Consider the following 18,432-nt stretch of genomic DNA (forward strand, 5'->3'; position numbering starts at 1 on the left):
CCGATGACCTCAGGCACGTTCAACGATACATCCACCTTTCCGGATCCGGTCTACAAGGAGACGGTGCTGCGTCCTCTTTTCGACGGCGCCAAGGATCACCATGTCGAGGGCTTCCGTCTCATCGACAGGGCGCATCTCGTGATGCTCCACGAGACGGGAATCCTGACGTTGGAGCAGGCTCGGCCGATCGCTCAAGCGCTCGAAGCCATCGATCGCGAGGTTGACGTCAGCTCCCTGACCTATACCGGCGAGGTCGAAGACTTCTTCTTCCTCATCGAAAAGCAGCTGCGCGCCCGCCTCGGGCCGGACCTCGCCGGGCGCCTGCATACCGCACGCTCGCGCAACGATATCGACCACACGCTGTTCAAACTCGGCCTCAAGCACCGCATCGATCCGCTGTTGAAGCGCTTGGTTCGGCTGGCCGAGATCCTCGCATCCGTGGCGGAGCGGGAAAGCGGAACGCTGATCGTTGCCTATACCCACGGTCAGCCAGCGCAGCCGACCGTCTTCGGTCATTACCTGTCCGCCGTTCTTGAGACCCTGCTACGCGACATCGCCCGACTTGAGGCGGCACGGGACATCGTCGACCAGAGTCCGATGGGCGCCGCCGCCATCACGACGAGCGGCTTCCCCATCGATCGCGAGCTGATGGCTCACCTGCTCGGCTTCCGCCGTCCTCTGCAGAACTCCTACGGCTGCATCGCCTCGATCGACTATATCACGTCCACCTATTCCGCCATCGAGTTGATCTTCCTGCATCTGGGCCGCTTCATCCAGGATCTTCAGTTCTGGACGAGCTTCGAGGTCGGGCAGGTTTACGTTCCCAATGCCTTCGTGCAGATCTCTTCGATCATGCCGCAGAAGCGTAACCCTGTCCCGATCGAGCATATGAGACATCTATCGTCCCAGACCGTCGGGCGGGCGCAGGCGATGCTCACGATCATGCACAACACGCCCTTCACCGACATGAACGACAGCGAAGGGGAAAGCCAGGGCTTCGGCTATGGTGCCTTCGAAAGCGGCGGGCGGGTCCTTGACCTCCTCGCAGCCCTCGTCCCGTCCCTGCGCATTGACGCCGATCGGGTTCGACAGAACATCCGTCGCAGCTGCATCACTGTGACGGAACTCGCCGACAGCCTCGTTCGCCTAGAGGGTCTATCCTTCCGCGAAGCCCATGAGATCGCGGCGGAGGTCGCGCGATCCGTCGTCGCCGTCGGCGGAGATATTGCCGGCGATGGCTACGGGGCATTCCAGATGGCCTTCAATCGCTGTGCGGGTCGTGAGACACGTATCACTCCGGTGCAATTCGGCGAAATAGTCTCGCCCGAGAACTTCGTTGCCGTCCGCAACCGTTTCGGAGGACCAGCCCCGGGTGCACTGGCTCAAGCGATTGCAGGGTACAATCTCGAAATCACACAGATCCGCAGCCGGCTGACGGACACCGAGACCCGTGCTCGTGCCGCGGCGCAGGATCTTCAAAGCCGCTTCAATGCACTTCTCGGAGCTCGCTGATGGCGACCATTGAAATAGATCGCCTCGTCAAGAGATACGGGCAGACGGCCGTTGTCCATGGCATCGACCTCGCGATCCAGGATGGCGAATTCGTCGTTCTGGTCGGCCCCTCGGGATGCGGCAAATCCACGACGCTGCGGATGATCGCGGGGCTTGAGGAGATCAGCGACGGGCAGATCAGAATCGACGGTCGTGTTGTCAACGACCTGCAGCCCAAGGACCGGAACATCGCCATGGTGTTCCAGAACTATGCCATCTATCCGCATGTGACCGTTGCCGACAACATCGCCTTCGGCCTCTACCGTTCGAATCTCTCGAAGAGCGAGAAGCGTGCGCGGGTGGAACAGGTCGCGCAGACCCTTGGCCTCTCGCATCTTCTGGAGCGCCGCCCGTCAGCCCTATCGGGCGGTCAGCGCCAGCGGGTTGCCATCGGGCGGGCCATGGTCCGCGATCCTGCGGCGTTCCTATTCGACGAACCTCTCTCCAATCTTGATGCTCAGCTGCGCACCCAGATGCGCATCGAAATCAAACGGCTTCATCATCGGCTCGGCACCACGTCCGTGTTCGTGACCCACGACCAGGTCGAAGCCATGACCATGGCGGACAGGATCGTCGTGATGAGGGATGGCAGGATCCTGCAGGTCGGCTCGCCCCTCGAGCTCTACGAGAAGCCTGTCGACGTCTTCACCGCACGCTTCATCGGCAGCCCGACTATGAATCTGATCCCCGCATCGTTGAAGGAAGGTCGGGCCGATCTAACGATCGGCGGCTCTGTGAAGGTACCATCCTTGCCGGCCTCGACATCCGATATCTTGGTCGGCGTTCGTCCGCAGGATTTCACCCCGGCCAATGCCGGAGCATCATGCATGTCCGTATCGGGCGCGGTCGTCGTTGTGGAAACTCTGGGCTCCGAGACACTCGTCCACATCGAGAGCGGAGGCCAGACTGTCATCGGCTCCGCGCCCGGGCGGGATGTTCCGAGAATTGGTGAGCAACTCACTCTGCACGCTCCGGCAGAGAGGCTCTATTACTTCGACAAGACGACAGAGAGAACATTGGCCGTCCAATGACTGGAAGAGCCTCCGATCGGACTAAGGTTCTGTGCCTTGGAAGAACCTATTGCGACATCATCTTCACGGGCCTGCACGAGATGCCCGTCCTCGGGCGGGAGCGATTTGCGGAAGCCGTGACTATTGTCGCGGGCGGCGGCGCTTACATCACGGCAGCTCATATTGCATCTCTCGGCCGGCCGGTCGCGCTGCTCACACGCCTTGGAACAGATCCTTTGTCGGAAAGCCTCAGAACTGAGCTTGAGTTTAGCGGTGTCGACCTCGCCTTCGTCGAGCGGTCGGACGATGCCGGGCCCCAGCCGACTGTTGCTCTGATCAAAGACGGCGAACGAGCTTTCGTCTCCCGACGTGCCGGAACGTCGCGACCAGCCGCCCTGGAGGAGGCGCTTTCCGCGCCTGACATGGCCCATCTGCACATCGCGGAGTTCGCGACCCTCAAGGAAAATCCCGACGTGATCGCCATGGCAAAGGAGTGCGGACTGACGGTCTCGCTTGATCCGAGCTGGGACGACCAGTTGATCCGTCGCGATACAGGTTTTTTCGAGCTATGTGCAGGGATCGACGTCTTCCTCCCGAATGTGGAGGAGGGAGGCGCGTTGACCGGCGGGACATCGGCGGAAGCCATCCTGCTCGATCTGCAGAAGCATTTTCCCCTGGTCGTGCTGAAGCGCGGTGAACATGGCGCTGTCGCATCCCAGGACTCCACCTGCGTCTCTGTGCCGGCCCCCTCGGTGACAGTGGTCGACACCACTGGAGCCGGCGACGCGTTCAATGCGGGCTTCCTGCACACATGGCTCGCCACCTCCGCTCTTGAGAAAAGCGTGGCGGCCGGGATCGAGGCCGGCAGCCTTTCGGTTCAGTCTGCGGGAGGAGCCCCGCCGCAGCTGCGGTGAGAGGAACCTTCGAATACCCGTCTCGCCGATGTGGAAGCGATGCAGGTTCTCGAAAGGCTCTCCCCACGCAATAAGCGCTCCATCTAGGCCATGGCGGCCGATGCTTCCCGCACCTTGCGCGTTGCGGTGCTGACGAGCTCGGCGGAGCGGACAATCTCGTTCATGCTGCCGCTAATCGACGAGACACGATGCGATGCCATCTGCATGCTGATCGACATCTCGCGTGTCACTGCCGACTGCTCTTCGATCGCAGCTGAAACGGCGACCGAGATTTCGTTGATCTTCACGACCGTGGCCGTAATCAGTTCGATGGCATCGACGACCTGACGGGTCGCGATCTGCGTTTGTTCGATTTGTCCGCTGATTTCCTCGGTGGCCTTCGCCGTCTGCGTGGCCAAGTCCTTGACCTCCGACGCAACGACGGCAAACCCTCGGCCGGCCTCACCGGCACGAGCCGCCTCGATCGTAGCATTCAGGGCCAGAAGGTTCGTCTGAGAGGCAATCTTGTCAATGAGCGTAACGATTTCGCCGATCTTCTGAGCGGACCTTGTCAATCCCGACACAATGGCGCTGGTCTGCTGACCTTGGCCGACGGCTTCTGTAGAGATTGCAAGCGCATGACCAACCTGCTGACTGATCTCGTGCACGGAGGCTGCGAGCTCTTCCGCACCGGCTGCCACAGCCTGGACATTTAGGGAGGTTTCACCAGAAGCATAGGCCGCAGTCGAAGTCTGCTCCGTGACATTCGCAACAGCGTCCGTGATCTCGCTCAGATCAACAGCAATGGACTTCTGCAGTTCGACGCGCCGGAGCCGCTCCGTCACCTGCGCGGTGATGTCGGTTGCAAACTTTATCACCTTGTACGGACGGCCGCTCATGTCGAAGATCGGGTTGTACGACGCCTGGATCCAGACTTTTTTGCCGCCTCGCCCCACGCGCTTGTATTCGCCGGCGTGGAACTTTCCATGGCCCAGGGAAGCCCAGAACTGACGGTATTCGGGGCTTTCCCTATACGGCGCCTCGACAAATATGCCGTGGTGACGGCCTTTGATTTCGTCCAATTGGTAGCCTAAGGCAGCCAGGAAGTTCTCGTTTGCGGCCAAGATGGTTCCATCAAGATTGAACTCGATGACCGCCTGCGAACGAACGATCGCGTTGATCTGGCTCTCGAACTCGGCATTCCGAAGTTTCGCTTGTGTGATGTCTGTTGCGAACTTCACCACCTTGGTTGGCTTACCGTCGCGTCCCAGAATTGGATTGTAGGACGCCTGAATCCATACCTCGCGGCCTTCTTTGGTAACTCGCCTGTATTCGCCGGATTGGAACTCGCCTCGGCTGAGCGAGGCCCAGAACTCCCGATACTCTCGGCTCTCACGAGTGGCCTGATCGACGAAGAGGCTGTGGTGCCTGCCCTGAATCTCCGCCAGGCTGTACCCCAAGACCGACAGGAAGTTGTTGTTGGCAGCCAGGATAGTGCCATCGAGCTTGAACTCGATGATGGCTTGCGACCGGTCCAGGGCAGACAGCTTGGCATTCGTCTCATTGGTTAGGCGGAACATGAACATCGTCGGCCCCAATCGTCATTGGGCGCTCACACGATCCCCCTCAGTGGAGGTCGATGGCGCCGATTGGCAGAATCGAAAGCTCTTTCTTCGACTGCACTGAGCCCAGAGTGATCAGAAAGCTTTAATGAGACGTGAAGATTAAGGCTTAAAGCTTAGGATGGTTCATGGATCTGGTGATCGACGCGCCGATTGGCCTGGAACCCTACTCCGCACCGGAAATGAGAATTGGACCGGAACGATATGCCGGCCCGGTTTAGAGCCTGCTCGACAGCCTTCAGGCTTTCCCTGCGAACCGTGTCACCTCCTTGCGCCTCGATGCGTTTGACCGTCATCGGCGACACGCCGGAAGCCTCCGCCAACTCCCGGACGGACCAGTTCAGCAGGGCACGGCCTGCTCTCACCTGGGCACCCGTGAGAGGCATTTCAAACGTAAAGGCAGGCTCAGGCTGCTCATGGGAAAGCGACGCAGGATCAGGATCAATGCGACCGCTTTGCTCCAGGTGATGAAGCCAGATTTCATCGACAACAAGACGGCTGAGGCCGCGCAACATTCCTGTCTGCTCAGGCGTGAACTGGCGCGGTTTGGTATCAAGAACACACAGGGAGCCGAGCCGGGTGCCGGGCTCGGTGATCAGGGGCGCTCCAGCGTAAAACCGGATCTGCGGTTCACCGTCGACATAAGGGTAGGACGCGAACTGGCGATCCGCCTTCGCGTCAGGCACTACGAAAGCCACGTCGTGCAGGATCGTGTAGGTGCAGAATGCATGCTCCCGGGGCAACTCAGCCAAGTCGCCGAGGCCGAGCCGGGCCTTGAACCGGACGCACTCCGCATCAACCAAGGTTACGAGGACGATCGGGATCTCAAAAAGGTTCTGGGCGACACGACAGATCCGCTCTAAGGCCGGGGACGCGGGCATGTCGAGGATTGAGAGCCGGCGAAGGGCTTCTAAACGTGCACTTTCATTGGGAGGAAAAGGATAGTGCAATAGATCGTCTCGGAATGGTGTTGAACGGCATCTGGCAAACCTGCCCTCTAGCAGAGACTTCGCCCTAAATCACTCCCCCGGGCCTGTTTGCCGCACCGCCTGCTTGTCATAGCGAATCGGTTTTTAGGCCAGATCGGGGCGCAATGGCGGCTGAAGCTCCCGAAGAAACCTCCCTTCCACCTAGTGAGTAACGCTGGAACGGGGCTCCGACATGGCCTCCCAGGCGAGTTCAACTAGAACACTGTAACGCCCACGGTACTCGGAATTGCGCCAGATTACCTTGAGGCTTCCTTTAGAATCTCTGAGAGCCACGATGGAACCGTCCCATCGGTACTGCTTGGAATTGTTTGGAGACATCCAGCTCGGTTCCTCACGCCAGATTGGGCGGGCGATGGAGCACATGATCCCGAAGGCTTCGTGCAGCCGATGGATGCGATCCAGTTGTGTGTCCCCATCGCAGGCCGACATCTTGGGATCATGTCAAGGGGCCCCTCCACGACGGCGGACAGAGTTTGCGGGTTTCGATAGTCCTTACCCAAACTTGCAGCCACGGACCATAGCTTATGTGAAGGACTGAACCATCATGTCTGCTAAGACCTTTCCGTTCTGATCCCAGAGCAATTGTGAGTCCGATCGTGCAAGTGAGAATGGACCTAGAGCAGGAAGCCCCGCCGGACCTGTGCCGCCTCATCTACCGGAGCCAGATGACGATCGACGGTGAACCGCAAGCGGTGGCCGACGAAATCCGGCGGATTTTGACGTGGTCGCGGGACTGGAACAGACGCACCGGGATCTCGGGGGCATTGCTGTTCGACCTTCGCCGTTTTGCGCAGGTCCTGGAGGGGCCGCCCCATGCCGTCAAAAGCCTGTTCGGGCATATAGCCTGTGATGAGCGCCACACGAATGTGACGTTGCTCGACTGTGTCCCGGTCCGGGCGCGGGAGTTCTCGACTTGGTCCATGGCTTATGTGGAGTCGACGCCCGAGGAGTTGGAGCCCCGTTTCGATGCGAATGCACTTCGAAGCGACACTTCAGAGGCCGAGGCGATCCTTGCCCTTCTGCGGTTCGTCCTTCAGGACCATCGTACGACCTAGTGGAACGCGTCTGGCGGTGCCGGGCGATGGACGACGTCCCCGAGACCACACGCTCCTGATAGGGTTGTGAGGGGCACCGCCAAGCCGCACCGGATGCGTCCGCATCAAGAGCATTGCCACGGCCGCGGCCACCGTTTCGGACGCCCCGTCGCTGGGGCTACTCCACCTGCCGCTCGCGATAGAACAGCATTCCGCCATGATGAAGGACATCGTTGATGAACTCACCGTCCGCCGTAAACCCAGTATCATCCCAGTATTCGATTCGGTCGCCGCGTATCTCGTAGCGCCCCTGATAGGCGCCCCTGCGACTGCCCCGCGCCTCATCGTAGCGTCCGTTCGGGAGGAGTTCCTGGCGAATGAGGCCATCCCGGGTGACCCACATGCCGAGATAAGGGTGATCTGTCATATCCTTCAACGTTCTGACCTGAGATTGACCTTCGAATTCTGCCTGTCCGGCTCCGGTCGAGGCGACGACCAGCAAAACCGAGAAGGCGAGGCAGGGAGCCTTCCAAGCCATCGTTGCCCCTCCGTTATCAGTGAGGGCTTGCCGTCGGACGGACGACAATCTCGCTGACATCCACGTCGGATGGCTGCTCGATCGCGTAGAGAACCGCTCGGCCGATTGCATCCGGCTCGATAGCGACCTTTCGAAATTCCCGCATGGCATCACGTGCGGTGTCGTTCGAAATCGTCTCCGCCAGTTCGCTCGTGACAACGCCTGGAGAGATCACCGTGACCCGCAGGCGGTCCGTCTCTTGGCGCAGGCCATCCGAGATCGCCCAGACCGCATGCTTGGTGGCGCAATAGACCGCAGCCGTCGGCGAGACACGATGCGCCCCGATCGACGCAACGTTGATGACATGACCGGAGCCCCGGGCTTCCATGTGGGGCAGCACGGCCGCGATCCCGTTCAGGACGCCCTTGATGTTGACGTCGACCATCTGGTTCCACTCACTCACCTTGAGGGCCCTGAGGGGGGACAGCGGCATGACACCCGCATTGTTGACGATGACATCGACCCGGCCGAACTCCTCAAGGGTCGCGGACAGGATACGATCAAAATCATCCCGCGAGGTCACGTCGAGCCGGTGGGCGCGGGCGGTGCCGCCGGATGCCTCGATCCGGCTGGCCAGATCGTGAAGGCGATCAGTCCGTCGGGCACCCACCACGACGACATGACCGGCTTTGGACAGTTCCAGCGCAACGGCTTCGCCGATCCCACTGGAGGCGCCTGTAATGATGATGATTTTTGTCTCAGACATCATCTGATCCTTCTATTTCCGTCTGTGTCCATACCGTCGATGCCCCCTCGGCATCGGGCTTGCGGACACAACGTAGTGCGAGCCGCCGGCATGATCGACTTGCCAGTTCTGCATGAGCTGGTAAGTTTTTGTCACCAATGGCTATGGACCTTGCTGGAATCACCGTCTTTGTGACCGTTGCGGAGGCGCAGAGCTTTCGGGCCGCGAGCGAACGCCTGGGCGTTACCCGCTCGGCCGTGAGCCAGGCTGTCCGGCGGCTCGAGGAGCGCATGGGCATGGCACTTGTTCAGCGCACGACCCGAAGCGTCCGTCTGACGGAAGCCGGCGAGCGGCTTTACGAGTCTGTGCGTCCTGCCCTCGCCGATCTCGGTGCGGCGGTCGAGGCCATGGGCGAGATGCGCGAGCAGCCCAGCGGCATGCTGCGCCTGACGGTTTCCTCCATTGCAGAGAGATTCCTGAGTGGCTCACTGCTGGCGGGATTCGTTGCTGCCTATCCCGACATCCGCCTTGATATCACCGTGACCGACGAGGAGTTCGACATCGTCGCCGAAGGTTTCGACGCCGGCGTCAGGCTAGGCGAGGTGATCGAGCAGGACATGATCGCCGTTGCGGTATCGGCCGAGCAACGGCAGATCGTCGTGGGCTCGCCTGATTACTTGGCCCGGCATGGCGCCCCCGCCCACCCGCGGGATCTGACCGGACATTGCTGCATCGGCTGGCGTCCAAGTCCTCAGGTCGCACCTTATCGGTGGGAGTTCACGGAGAGCGGGCGCGACTTCGATGTGGCGGTTGATCCGCGCGTGACCACCAACGAGATGCGGGTGATGATCCAGCTGGCCCGAGCAGGAGCAGGTCTGACCTTCGGCATGGAAGAGACCTTCCGCCCCTATATCTCTCAGGCTGAACTCGTGCCGCTCCTCGAGGAGTTCTGCCCACCCTTTCCGGGTTTTTACCTCTATTATCCCAATCGCCGAAACCTGCCGCTCAAGCTGCGTGTTCTCGTGGACTACCTACGCAAGCAGCGCCGTTGACCATCGGCCCGGACGGACTGCCGTGAGGCTCACGTACATCCATCCAGGAGTTTGTTCAGATGCCGTCAGGCACTCGGACAACTCAGCGCAACGTGTAGAGATAGGCCGCGACATGCCGCGCCTCAGCGCGGGATATGCCCGTGGCGGGCATGGCCGTTTTGGGATCGATGGTGCGCGGGTTCTCGATCCATTGGATGAGACTATCCGGTGAGTTGGTGGCCACGCCGCCAATATAGACCCGAGCGGCAAACCCCTGGAGCGTCGGCCCGACCTTGCCCTGAGCGCCGGGAACGCCGGGGATCGTGTGACACCCGGCGCAGCCATAGCGCTGCGCAAGATACCTCCCCAGGTCCGGATCGCCCATGGTGAGCGCTACAGCACGGGTCCGGGCCTCCCGGTCGAACTTCATCTGATATCCGGCATAGATGCCGGCTCCGATCAGCACAAGCAGACAGAGCACGAGATAGACCGCGCGAGTGCGGAAGCGGGTCGGTCCGGCAACCCGGACGCCCCGCAGGTGAGCCTCGGGATTGAACGGGGCCGGCTCTCTCCGCCTTGGGCGCGATGCCGATCCGGTGCGCCGGGGGCTGAGAAAGATCCATGCCGTTCCAAGGGCCAGCGCTGCCGCCAGCGGGGTGAGGGTCCTAGCGCGCTGCATGAGCATGCCTTCCTCCGAGGTGCCGCGGTCCGGATCGGGCGATCCACAGGCCGGCCAGGATCAGCGCCGCGCCGGCATAGACCATTCCGGCGGGGATCCACATGAACAGGCCAGCCAGTTGCTGATCCTCGAGCGGGGTGAGACCCCACTCCGCCGCCTGGGAGGTCTGCGCCGGATAGATCGGCCTGCGGAACAGGGCCAGCAGGATGCCGAGGAACCCGGTATGGAGCGAAGTCACGAAGAGGTAGAACACCGACGCGCCATAGGTGCGCTGTCGGCCCATGAGGAGTGCGCGCCAGAACAGGAGAGCCGTGACGAAGAAGCTGAGATGCTGCAGCCAGTGGATCCACGGATCGGCGAGGGCCGCCTCGTAAAGTCCGGGTGCGTGCCAGATCCAGAGCGCCAAGCCATGGAGCAGAGTGGCCGTCGGCGGAGTGGTGAGCCAGAGCCATGTTGTCGTCACAGAGGGTGACTGGCCCCACCCGCCGATGCGGGCGCGCAGGCTTGTCGGAAAAGCCCAGAGCATCGCCACCGGACGGCCTATGACGAGGAGCGGGGCTGCGGCAGTCATGAGGATCTCATGCTCGATCATGTGAGCGACGAACAGGCGCTCTCCCAGCCAGTGGAGCGGCGCAACGAGCGCTGAGACGAGCAGCAGCCAGCCGGCGGCGAAGCACAGGGCCTGCCAGATCCTGACGCCCCGCCCGATGCCGGCCCGGCGCCAGAGATGCGCCGTGCCCATCGCGTACAGGGAGCCGGATACAATCAATGGAACGGTAACCCAGGGATTCCAGGTCCAAGTAGTGTCGGTGTCGGTCCAGTGCACATGACCGGAATGGGCCTGCGCCTCGCCGACGCATACAAGCAGCAGCAGAACGGCAAGCGCTCTCATCGCTCGCACCCGTGGAAGACGAGTCCGGCCACGCCGTGGAGCAGGATGACGATCGTGAACAGAAGCGCGATCGCGATGCCCATGAGGGCCACGAAACGATGCGGCCGCCCGGCCCCGGTGGAATCCGGCACCGGCTTCGGCGCCGCGCTGGCATATCCGCGCCAGGAGAGGAAGCCGCCGACAAGGCTGATGGCCGCCATGGCCAGGGCGAAGAGGGGGATGAGCGGCACCTGATGGGCGCAGACCCAGGGCACGGCCGCGTAGTTGAATTGCGTGTCGGCCAGCCAGGCGATCGGTCCGGCAAAGACGCCAGCAGATGGCAGGCCGCGTGAGATCAGTCCTGCCATGGCGTCACCACCATCTCGGGAACCAGTAGAGGATGACATAGATCGGCAGCCACGAGGCCACGACGAAATACCAGTAGAAAGCGTTGTCACCCACATCGGAGAAGCGCTTGCCGTGGCCGTGTCGGGTGAACATCAGCACCGTGAGCACGATGGTGTCGCCCAGATCCGTGAGCAGGTGCAGCGTATGCAGGCCGAGAAGGAGCCACACCACAGACCCGTAGGCATTCTGGTCCCATCGCACGTGGAGCGTCCCAAACTCGAATACGCGGATGCCCAGAAGCGCCACGCCGAGCAGGCTCATGATCACGAGATTGCGGCGCGACCCCGCAAGGTCCTCGCGCTCCCCGTCCCGCTTGGCCCGCTGGTTCGGCCAGACACTGATGAGGAGGACGATCGTGAAGATGCTCGACCAGAGGAGGTCCGGCGGCGGCGCGCTCAGCGGCCAGCTGCCATTGATGAAGACGAGATAGAAATACATGCCGCCGGCAAGAGCGAAACCCATGCCCTCGGCAGCCGCGAAGCCCACCGTCCCCCACCAGATTGGGCTGCGCGGGCCATAAGCATAGGCCGGCAAGCCCCTGGCGTTCAGCACGATCCGATGCGGCAGCATGGCGTCGCGGGATTGAGCGTCCATCGTCATCGCTCGTCCTCCATGCTCGGCTTCGGCCAGAACCACCCCATGAGCGTCACTGCAAGCGGAATGCTGCCCCACACCAAAGCCCAGGGGGTGAACATGGAGCCGACGAAGAGAATCGTCGTCGCAATCGCCGCCATGAAGGGCCAGATCGACGGCTCCGGCGTGGACTCCCGCAAGTCCGCGCGGCCATGGGTGATCGTGGAGACGATCTGTTCCCGGTTCTCGACGCTCAATCCTGCGACGACGGGAAGGCTGTCGCGGTGCGCCCAGAGCGGCTCGCGATTGGTCACGACGGGGATGCGGTCAAAATTCTGTGGCATGGGCGGCGAGGCTGCCGCCCATTCGAGGGTTCCGGCATCCCAGGGATTGGGTCCTGCCAGAGGGCCGCGGCGGGCGCTAGACACGATGTTGTAGAGAAAGAGGACGAAGCTTCCGAAGAACAGGACCGCCCCGGCGGAGGAGAGGAGGTTCAGGTTCGCCCAGCCCATTTCCGGCAGATAGGTGTAGACCCGGCGCGGCATGCCCATCAGGCCCGTGATGTGCATGGGAAAGAAGGTGACGTTGAAGCCGATGAAGGCGAGCCAGAAATGCCACTTGCCGAGCCGCTCGCTCATCATGCGGCCGGTGAATTTAGGGAACCAGTAATACACTGCAGCGATGAGCGGGAAAACGTTGCCGCCGATCAGTACGTAGTGGAAATGGGCGACCACGAAGAACGTGTCGTGGACCTGGGTGTCGAGCGGCACTGAGGCCAGCATGATGCCCGACAGTCCTCCGGCCACGAGGATGAAGAAGAACCCGATGATGAACAGAAGCGGCGCGCGGAACACAGGCCTCCCGTCCCACAGGGTCGCGATCCAGCAGAAGATCTGAATGCCATTCGGGATGGCGATCAGCATGCTGGACGCAGTGAAGAAGCTGGCGCCGAGCTGCGGCAGCCCGGTCGTGAACATGTGGTGCACCCACAGACCGAACGACAGGAAGCCGGTCGCGATGAGCGACAGCACGAGAGCGATGTAGCCGAAGGCCTGCCGTCGGGCGAAGGTGACCACGATGGCCGAGACCCAGCCCGTGGCCGGCAGGAAGATGATGTAGACCTCCGGATGGCCGAAAAACCAGAACAGGTGCTGGTAGAGCAGCGCGTCGCCGCCTTCCGCCGGGTTGAAGAAATGCGTTCCAACGAGCCGATCCATCATCAGGGTGGCCGAAGCCGTCACCACCGCAGGCAGAGCGAAGATGATGACGAAGGAATTGACGAGTTCAGCCCAGACGAAGAGCGGAATGCGATCCAGCGTCATGCCGGGCGCGCGCAATTTGAACACCGTCACGATGATGGAAATCGCCACCGCGATTCCGGACACCTCCGTGAAGGTGATCATCTGCGCCCAGAAATCCGCCCGCTTGCCGGGAGAGAACTCAGGACCCGAGAGCGGAACATAGGCGAACCATCCGACATCCGGGCCGATATTGAGCATGAACGCGACCCAGATCATAAGGCCGCCAAAGAGATAGACATAGTAGGAATAGGCGTTCAGGCGCGGGAACGCGATGTTGCGGGTGCCCACCATGAGCGGCACCAGATAGACCGCGAAGGCCTCGCCGATCGGCACGCCGAAGAGGAACATCATCGTGGTGCCGTGCATGGTGAAGAGCTGGTTGTAAAGATCCGGCCCGACGAGCCTGTTCTCAGGGACGGCCAGCTGCATGCGCATGACGACAGCGGACAGGCCGCCCAGGAACAGGAAAAGGATCGCCGTGATGATGTAGCGGCGGCCAATGATCTTGTGGTCCACCGTGGAGAGAGTGCCGACGAGTCCCTTGTCGGTGCCCCAGGTCTTGGCGAGCCGTGCCGTCAGCTCCGCGCCGTCCACCTGATCGTCGCGCAGTTCATCGGGGCTCGGAGGCGCATCCGCCTCGCTCTGCACGCCGGGAATGCCGCCACGCTCCCCCGTCGCAAGGCGCGAGATCTCGGGAACGGCATCGAGATCGTGGGATGTGATCGCCCGGGTCACTTCAGCCCCTCCAGATAGGTTGCGAGAGGCTGAACCTCGTCGGGATCGAGCTGAATCGTTGGCATGTTCACGCCCGGCTTGACGCCGTGCGGGTCCACGATCCACGCGGCGATATTCCCCCGCGTCGTCTCCAGGGTTCCGGCGCCGATAGTGCGACGGCTTCCCACATGCGTGAGGTCCGGGGCGACCTTGCCGCCGGCATCCGTTCCCCGGATCTGGTGGCACATGATGCAGGGCTTCGACATGAAGATCTCCATGCCGCGCTGCCGCTCGTCATCGTTCGGCGGAATGGCGGAGGAGATCTGCTGCTCGCGCCACCGCTCGAAGTCCTCCCTGCTCTCCGCGACCACGAGCAGACCCATATGCGCATGCTGCAGGCCGCAATACTCCGCACATTGTCCGCGGTACAAGCCCGGACGGTCCGCCTGGATCTGGATCTGGTTCTGCCGGCCGGTAATCGCATCCATCTTGCCGGTGAGGCTCGGAACCCAGAAGGAGTGGATCACGTCGGAGGATTCGAGCTTGATCAGCACGGGCTCGCCGACCGGGATGTGGATTTCGTTGGCCGTGGTGAAGACACGGTTCGGCTGTGGATCCTCGTAGGTCACCTGCCACCACCATTGCTGCCCCTTGACCAGGAGTGTCAGCCCTCCCTCCTTGTGGGCGAACAGCACTTTCTGGGCCGCATAGCTGAGGCCCGTCAGGGAAACGACCGTCACGAGCGTCAGGGCGATGGCGATCGAGACCGTGATGGTCATACGCCGCTCGGTTGCGGGGTCCGTGGCCAGCGGGTCGGCACCGGCAGGGCGCCGTCTGCGCAGCGACAGGAGAAGGGCGATCATGGTCAGGACCCACACCGTGGCGAGCACGGCGACGAAGGTCCAGAACATGCGTGCCAAGACGCCTGCGGCAGGCCCGTGCGCGTCGAGCGCCGATTGCCAGCCCTGACAGCCTCCGAGAGGCAGAGTGGAGAACAGAAGAATGGGGCCGAGCCTTCTCATCCCCGCCTCATTGCGGCATTTGGGCGGAGGGTGGAATCTGCCCGCCGTCGATCACCTCGCCCGGCGGGCGGCGCTGCTCGGCAGGCCCGGGACTCATATCGTCCTTGCGGCTCGGCGCCGCCGGCTTCGGCACGTTGCGGCCCATGGAGCGGATATAGGCCGCAATCTGCCAGATCTGATCGTCGGGAATCTTCCCGCGGAACGACGGCATGCCGTTCGGCCGCCCTTCCCGGATCGTTTGGACGATGTTCTCGATCTGCCCGCCATAGATCCAGCGGTCATCCATGAGCGCCGGTCCGGAATCGCCGCCGCCATTGGCGTGGCAGCCATTGCAGTTGAACCAGGTATACAGGCGTTGCCCCTGCGAGATGTGATAGGCGTTCTCCTCGTAGTCCTTGCCAATGCCTGACCTCTGCTCGGTTGGCCCACCGGGACCAGCCGACAAGGGGACCAGGGCGATCTTCTCGTTCGTCTCGGCCGTGACCGGGTTGGACCGGTACTCGCGATCCTCCCTCTCGCAGGCCACGAGGGCTAAGGCGGCAATGGACAGGATCAGAAGCGTTCTCATGGCGTGCGCCCTGCCTGCTTCATGCCGGTGTCGAGACGCGGGACCCTGAAGGCTGCAAGAATGGCATCCACCTCGGACCGGCGCCGGGCGAGCGCTGCATCGACCTCCTGGCGCAGCGTCTCATCGTCCTTTCGGACGGCCATTGAAATATCGAACGCCATGGGAAGCTGCGGACCGTCGAAGATCGGGCGCACGGGGTTTACTGTCAGCGGAACGCCCTCGCGCTCTGCGAAGTAGCCTCCGAGAGGCCCCCAGACGACGGCGACGTCGATGTCGCCGTTCGCCAGGGCCCTGAGGATGCGCGCCGGCGGATCGGGTTCGTTGTAGTCGCCATAAATCATGAAGCCGCGCACGTTCTCCACGATGCCGCGGCGGGAGAGGGCGTGCGCCGGCGGCGTGTTCGAGCCGTCGTCGCCGATGAGATGGACGCCGATCCTCACGGCACGAAGAGCCGGATCGTTGAAGGACTGGATTTCGGGACCACCCGTACGGGTGACGAAGACATAGGAGGACCGGTAATAGGGCGCGGTCGTTCGCACGCCTTCCAGATTGGCAGGAAGACCGGGCACCAGGTCGCAGATCTCGGCCTTGAGCGTGTTGCGCAGGAAGCCGCGGCGCTGCGCCCACCAGGTATAGCGAACCTCCGCGCCGAGTTCCTGGGCGATCAGGGAAACGATCTTGTTCTCGAAGCCCTCGCCGGCTTCATTGGAGAACGGGAGATTGTTGGGATCGGCGCAGACGCGAAGTTCCCGCGCATGAACACCGCCGGCCATCACCAGCAATGCGGCAAGAGCGGCACCTTTAAGGAAGCTTGAACACATAGAGCGTTCCTCCCTTGGTGGTGACGTTCTTCAGGTCCCGCATGGCGTTGACGAACCCTTTGGCGGCCGAGCCGTCCCGCGGGTCGAGATCCCCGGAGACGATCGCCCCGGCCCAGCCGCCGACGCCGGAGAGAATGGCGACATATTGCTTGCCGTCGGGCCCGCGATAGGTGGTCGGCTGACCGATGATTCCGGAATCGACTTTGAATTGCCACAGCACCTCGCCGGTGCGCGCATGCACGGCTTTGAACCAGCCCTCCATGGTGCCGTAGAACACCACGTCGCCGGCGGTGGCGAGCGCACCGCTCCAGAGCGGGAAGCGCTCGTTGATCGTCCAGAGCTCTTTGCCCGCCTGAAGATCCCACGCGGAGAATTCGCCCATGTGGCCGCCGGGCCCGGGATACATGCGGACCTCCGCGCCGACATAGGGCGTTCCGGCGATGTAGTTCGGCTCGACGCTCTCCCAGTCCATGCACATGTTCATGTGCGGGATATAGAGAAGACCGGTCCTGTGGGAGAACGCGCTCGGGTTCCAGTCCTTCGCGCCGGGAGCGGTGGGGCAGATGTCGCGCACCACGCGGTTGTTCACAGGCTCCTTCTCAGCATTATACTGGATGCGGCCCGTCTTGAGGTCGACGCCCGTCACGGCTGTCAGCGCATGAAACGGTTTCGCAGACAGAACCTCACCGGTGGTGCGGTCGATCACGTAGAGAAAACCCGTCCGCCCCGGATGAACGAGCACCTTGCGGGGCTGTCCCTCCCAATCCATGTCGAGGAGGATCAACTCGTTGATGTTGTCCCAGTCATGGAGATCGTGTGGTGCGGTCTGGTAGAACCACCGCGCCTCGCCGGTGTCGGGATCCCGGGCGAAGATGCCCGCCGTCCATTTGTTGTCGCCGGGGCGCTGGTTGGGGTTCCAGGGACCCGGATTGCCGGTTCCATGATAGAGGAGGTTGAGCTCGGGATCGTAGGACAGCCATCCCCACACTGTGCCGCCGCCCTGCTGCCAGGCGTCTGCCGGCCAAGTGGTGACACCGAGATCCCTGCCCTTATCGCTGTCGTAGAAGGGCTTGAAGGTCGGTCCGATCTTCACGTCCTGATCCGGGCCGGTGTTGTAGGCCTTCCAGACGCTCTTCCCGGAATTGATGTCGAGGGCCTGAATCCAGCCCCTCACCCCGTACTCGCCCCCCGAGATGCCGACGATCACCTTGTCCTTCACGACCAGAGGCGCCATGGTCATGGTCTCGCCCCGGTTGATGTCGCCAAGCTTGGTCTTCCACACCTCCTCGCCGGTCTCGGCGTTCACGGACACCACATGGGCGTCAAGCGTCGTGAAGACGATCCGGCCGTTGGCGAAGGTGGGGCCACGGTTGACCACGTCGCAGCAGGCGACACCCTGGGCGGCGGCGGCCGGCTTCGGGTTGTACTGCCATTTCATCGGCGCGCCGGGCTGCGTGAGATCCAGGGCATAGAGGATGTTGGGATAGGGAGAGAGAACGTACATCGTGCCGCCGACGACGAGCGGGGCTGATTCCTGTCCCTTGTTGACGCCTGTCGAGAAGGTGAAGGCCACCTGGAGATTTTTCACCGTCTCGGTGTTGATCTCGGACAGATCGCTATAGCGGGTCGATGCGTAGTTCTTCTGCGGGATCGTCCACTGCCCGTCTTCGGGCGTCGCAGCGAAGGATGGCGCGGCAGGCTGCGGGGGAGCGGACTGGGCCAAAATCGGGGAGGCAAGCTGAAGGATCAGCGAGATCGCCAGAACGAGGGCAAGTCGAGCTCCATCCAAGATAGCTCTCCGGAACGCTTGACGCGCCGCGTCGGTCGCGGCTCGACTCTAACCGCGCAGCTTCCGGTATGTTCCCGAAAATGTGATCATTCCGTAAGGGAACTTTGATCAGGAGCTCAACGCCAGTACTCGCGTACTGGTATCCCGTAATCATTGGACGCGGCAACGAGAATGTAGGCGCCCACGGCTGCCAGGAGCCCGATCAGGAGAAGCGTCACCAGAAAGCCCGGCTCACGAAAAACCCGAAAATCCTTCCGCAATGAGCTGGTCTGCGGCTCTGTCATGATCGATCAC

Annotated in this window: 19 protein-coding genes and 1 pseudogene; 5 read left to right on the forward strand and 15 right to left on the reverse strand. The window is 62.3% G+C overall.

From position 1 onward, the window contains the following. The first annotated feature begins 3 nt into the window (after positions 1-3). From argH to KBI52_RS30445, 3 genes are read left to right on the forward strand one after another with little or no spacing between them, the layout of a single operon-like run. Positions 4-1,512, forward strand: coding sequence for an argininosuccinate lyase (gene argH, locus KBI52_RS30435; protein ID WP_210812669.1), 1,509 nt, complete (start codon positions 4-6; stop codon positions 1,510-1,512). Further along, positions 1,512-2,582 carry an ABC transporter ATP-binding protein gene (locus KBI52_RS30440; RefSeq protein WP_210812670.1) on the forward strand — a complete coding sequence of 357 codons (1,071 nt, stop codon included), beginning with the start codon at positions 1,512-1,514 and terminating at the stop codon, positions 2,580-2,582. The genes argH and KBI52_RS30440 overlap by 1 nt, the downstream gene beginning before the upstream one ends. Next, positions 2,579-3,475, forward strand: coding sequence for a carbohydrate kinase family protein (locus KBI52_RS30445; protein ID WP_210812671.1), 897 nt, complete (start codon positions 2,579-2,581; stop codon positions 3,473-3,475). Before KBI52_RS30440 ends, KBI52_RS30445 begins: the two co-directional genes overlap by 4 nt. Positions 3,476-3,558: 83 nt before the next feature. On the opposite strand, the gene KBI52_RS30450 is transcribed toward KBI52_RS30445, so the two are convergent. The 3 genes and pseudogenes from KBI52_RS30450 to KBI52_RS34330 form a co-directional block, all read right to left on the reverse strand. Further along, a complete protein-coding gene (locus KBI52_RS30450) occupies positions 3,559-5,040 on the reverse strand; it encodes a PAS domain-containing methyl-accepting chemotaxis protein (RefSeq protein WP_210812672.1) in 1,482 nt (493 codons plus the stop codon). A gap of 152 nt (positions 5,041-5,192) precedes the next feature. Continuing rightward, positions 5,193-5,441 (reverse strand): helix-turn-helix transcriptional regulator, encoded by a 249-nt coding sequence (locus KBI52_RS33210; protein WP_262265895.1) that lies wholly within the window; start codon positions 5,439-5,441, stop codon positions 5,193-5,195. Positions 5,442-5,624: 183 nt separating this feature from the next. After that, a pseudogene (locus KBI52_RS34330) lies at positions 5,625-5,957 on the reverse strand (GAF domain-containing protein); the annotation flags it as partial. A 716-nt stretch (positions 5,958-6,673) separates the two neighbouring features. On the opposite strand from KBI52_RS34330, the gene KBI52_RS30460 reads away from it, so the two are divergent. Then, positions 6,674-7,120 carry a BLUF domain-containing protein gene (locus KBI52_RS30460; RefSeq protein WP_173949361.1) on the forward strand — a complete coding sequence of 149 codons (447 nt, stop codon included), beginning with the start codon at positions 6,674-6,676 and terminating at the stop codon, positions 7,118-7,120. Positions 7,121-7,277: 157 nt separating this feature from the next. Here the strand turns inward: KBI52_RS30460 and KBI52_RS30465 are convergent, their stop codons facing one another. Then, complete coding sequence (locus KBI52_RS30465; protein WP_173949362.1) at positions 7,278-7,637, reverse strand: Atu4866 domain-containing protein; 360 nt, start codon at positions 7,635-7,637, stop codon at positions 7,278-7,280. A 16-nt stretch (positions 7,638-7,653) separates the two neighbouring features. After that, positions 7,654-8,382, reverse strand: a complete 729-nt coding sequence (locus KBI52_RS30470; RefSeq protein ID WP_173949363.1) for an SDR family oxidoreductase — start codon at positions 8,380-8,382, stop codon at positions 7,654-7,656. 137 nt (positions 8,383-8,519) lie between these two features. Between KBI52_RS30470 and KBI52_RS30475 the strand changes: the two genes are divergently transcribed. Then, positions 8,520-9,413 (forward strand): LysR family transcriptional regulator, encoded by an 894-nt coding sequence (locus tag KBI52_RS30475; protein ID WP_173949364.1) that lies wholly within the window; start codon positions 8,520-8,522, stop codon positions 9,411-9,413. An 82-nt stretch (positions 9,414-9,495) separates the two neighbouring features. On the opposite strand, the gene KBI52_RS34335 is transcribed toward KBI52_RS30475, so the two are convergent. The 10 genes from KBI52_RS34335 to KBI52_RS30525 form a co-directional block, all read right to left on the reverse strand. Then, the gene (locus tag KBI52_RS34335) at positions 9,496-10,071 is read right to left on the reverse strand and encodes a c-type cytochrome (protein ID WP_315974879.1); all 576 of its coding nucleotides are present in this window, start codon (positions 10,069-10,071) and stop codon (positions 9,496-9,498) included. Further along, the gene (locus KBI52_RS30485) at positions 10,058-10,963 is read right to left on the reverse strand and encodes a cytochrome c oxidase assembly protein (protein WP_173949365.1); all 906 of its coding nucleotides are present in this window, start codon (positions 10,961-10,963) and stop codon (positions 10,058-10,060) included. Before KBI52_RS30485 ends, KBI52_RS34335 begins: the two co-directional genes overlap by 14 nt. After that, complete coding sequence (locus KBI52_RS30490; protein ID WP_173949366.1) at positions 10,960-11,310, reverse strand: hypothetical protein; 351 nt, start codon at positions 11,308-11,310, stop codon at positions 10,960-10,962. Before KBI52_RS30490 ends, KBI52_RS30485 begins: the two co-directional genes overlap by 4 nt. 4 nt (positions 11,311-11,314) lie before the next feature. After that, on the reverse strand, positions 11,315-11,944 hold the full coding sequence (locus KBI52_RS30495) for a cytochrome c oxidase subunit 3 (RefSeq protein WP_247654749.1): 630 nt from the start codon (positions 11,942-11,944) through the stop codon (positions 11,315-11,317). A gap of 2 nt (positions 11,945-11,946) precedes the next feature. Beyond that, complete coding sequence (gene ctaD / locus KBI52_RS30500; protein WP_371823231.1) at positions 11,947-13,872, reverse strand: cytochrome c oxidase subunit I; 1,926 nt, start codon at positions 13,870-13,872, stop codon at positions 11,947-11,949. 83 nt (positions 13,873-13,955) lie between these two features. Then, positions 13,956-14,960: a cytochrome c oxidase subunit II gene (gene coxB / locus KBI52_RS30505; RefSeq protein WP_173949368.1), complete on the reverse strand. Its 1,005-nt coding sequence runs from the start codon at positions 14,958-14,960 to the stop codon at positions 13,956-13,958. 7 nt (positions 14,961-14,967) lie between these two features. Then, positions 14,968-15,528, reverse strand: coding sequence for a c-type cytochrome (locus KBI52_RS30510; protein ID WP_173949369.1), 561 nt, complete (start codon positions 15,526-15,528; stop codon positions 14,968-14,970). Next, positions 15,525-16,349 carry a substrate-binding domain-containing protein gene (locus tag KBI52_RS30515; RefSeq protein ID WP_210812674.1) on the reverse strand — a complete coding sequence of 275 codons (825 nt, stop codon included), beginning with the start codon at positions 16,347-16,349 and terminating at the stop codon, positions 15,525-15,527. Before KBI52_RS30515 ends, KBI52_RS30510 begins: the two co-directional genes overlap by 4 nt. Beyond that, positions 16,330-18,138 carry a methanol/ethanol family PQQ-dependent dehydrogenase gene (locus KBI52_RS30520; protein WP_210812675.1) on the reverse strand — a complete coding sequence of 603 codons (1,809 nt, stop codon included), beginning with the start codon at positions 18,136-18,138 and terminating at the stop codon, positions 16,330-16,332. Before KBI52_RS30520 ends, KBI52_RS30515 begins: the two co-directional genes overlap by 20 nt. A gap of 116 nt (positions 18,139-18,254) precedes the next feature. Then, positions 18,255-18,422 (reverse strand): hypothetical protein, encoded by a 168-nt coding sequence (locus KBI52_RS30525; protein WP_173949372.1) that lies wholly within the window; start codon positions 18,420-18,422, stop codon positions 18,255-18,257. Positions 18,423-18,432: the final 10 nt, after the last annotated feature.

The sequence above is a fragment of the Microvirga sp. HBU67558 genome (genome assembly GCF_018069605.1).
In the GTDB taxonomy this organism is placed as follows: Bacteria; Pseudomonadota; Alphaproteobacteria; order Rhizobiales; family Beijerinckiaceae; genus Microvirga; species Microvirga terrae.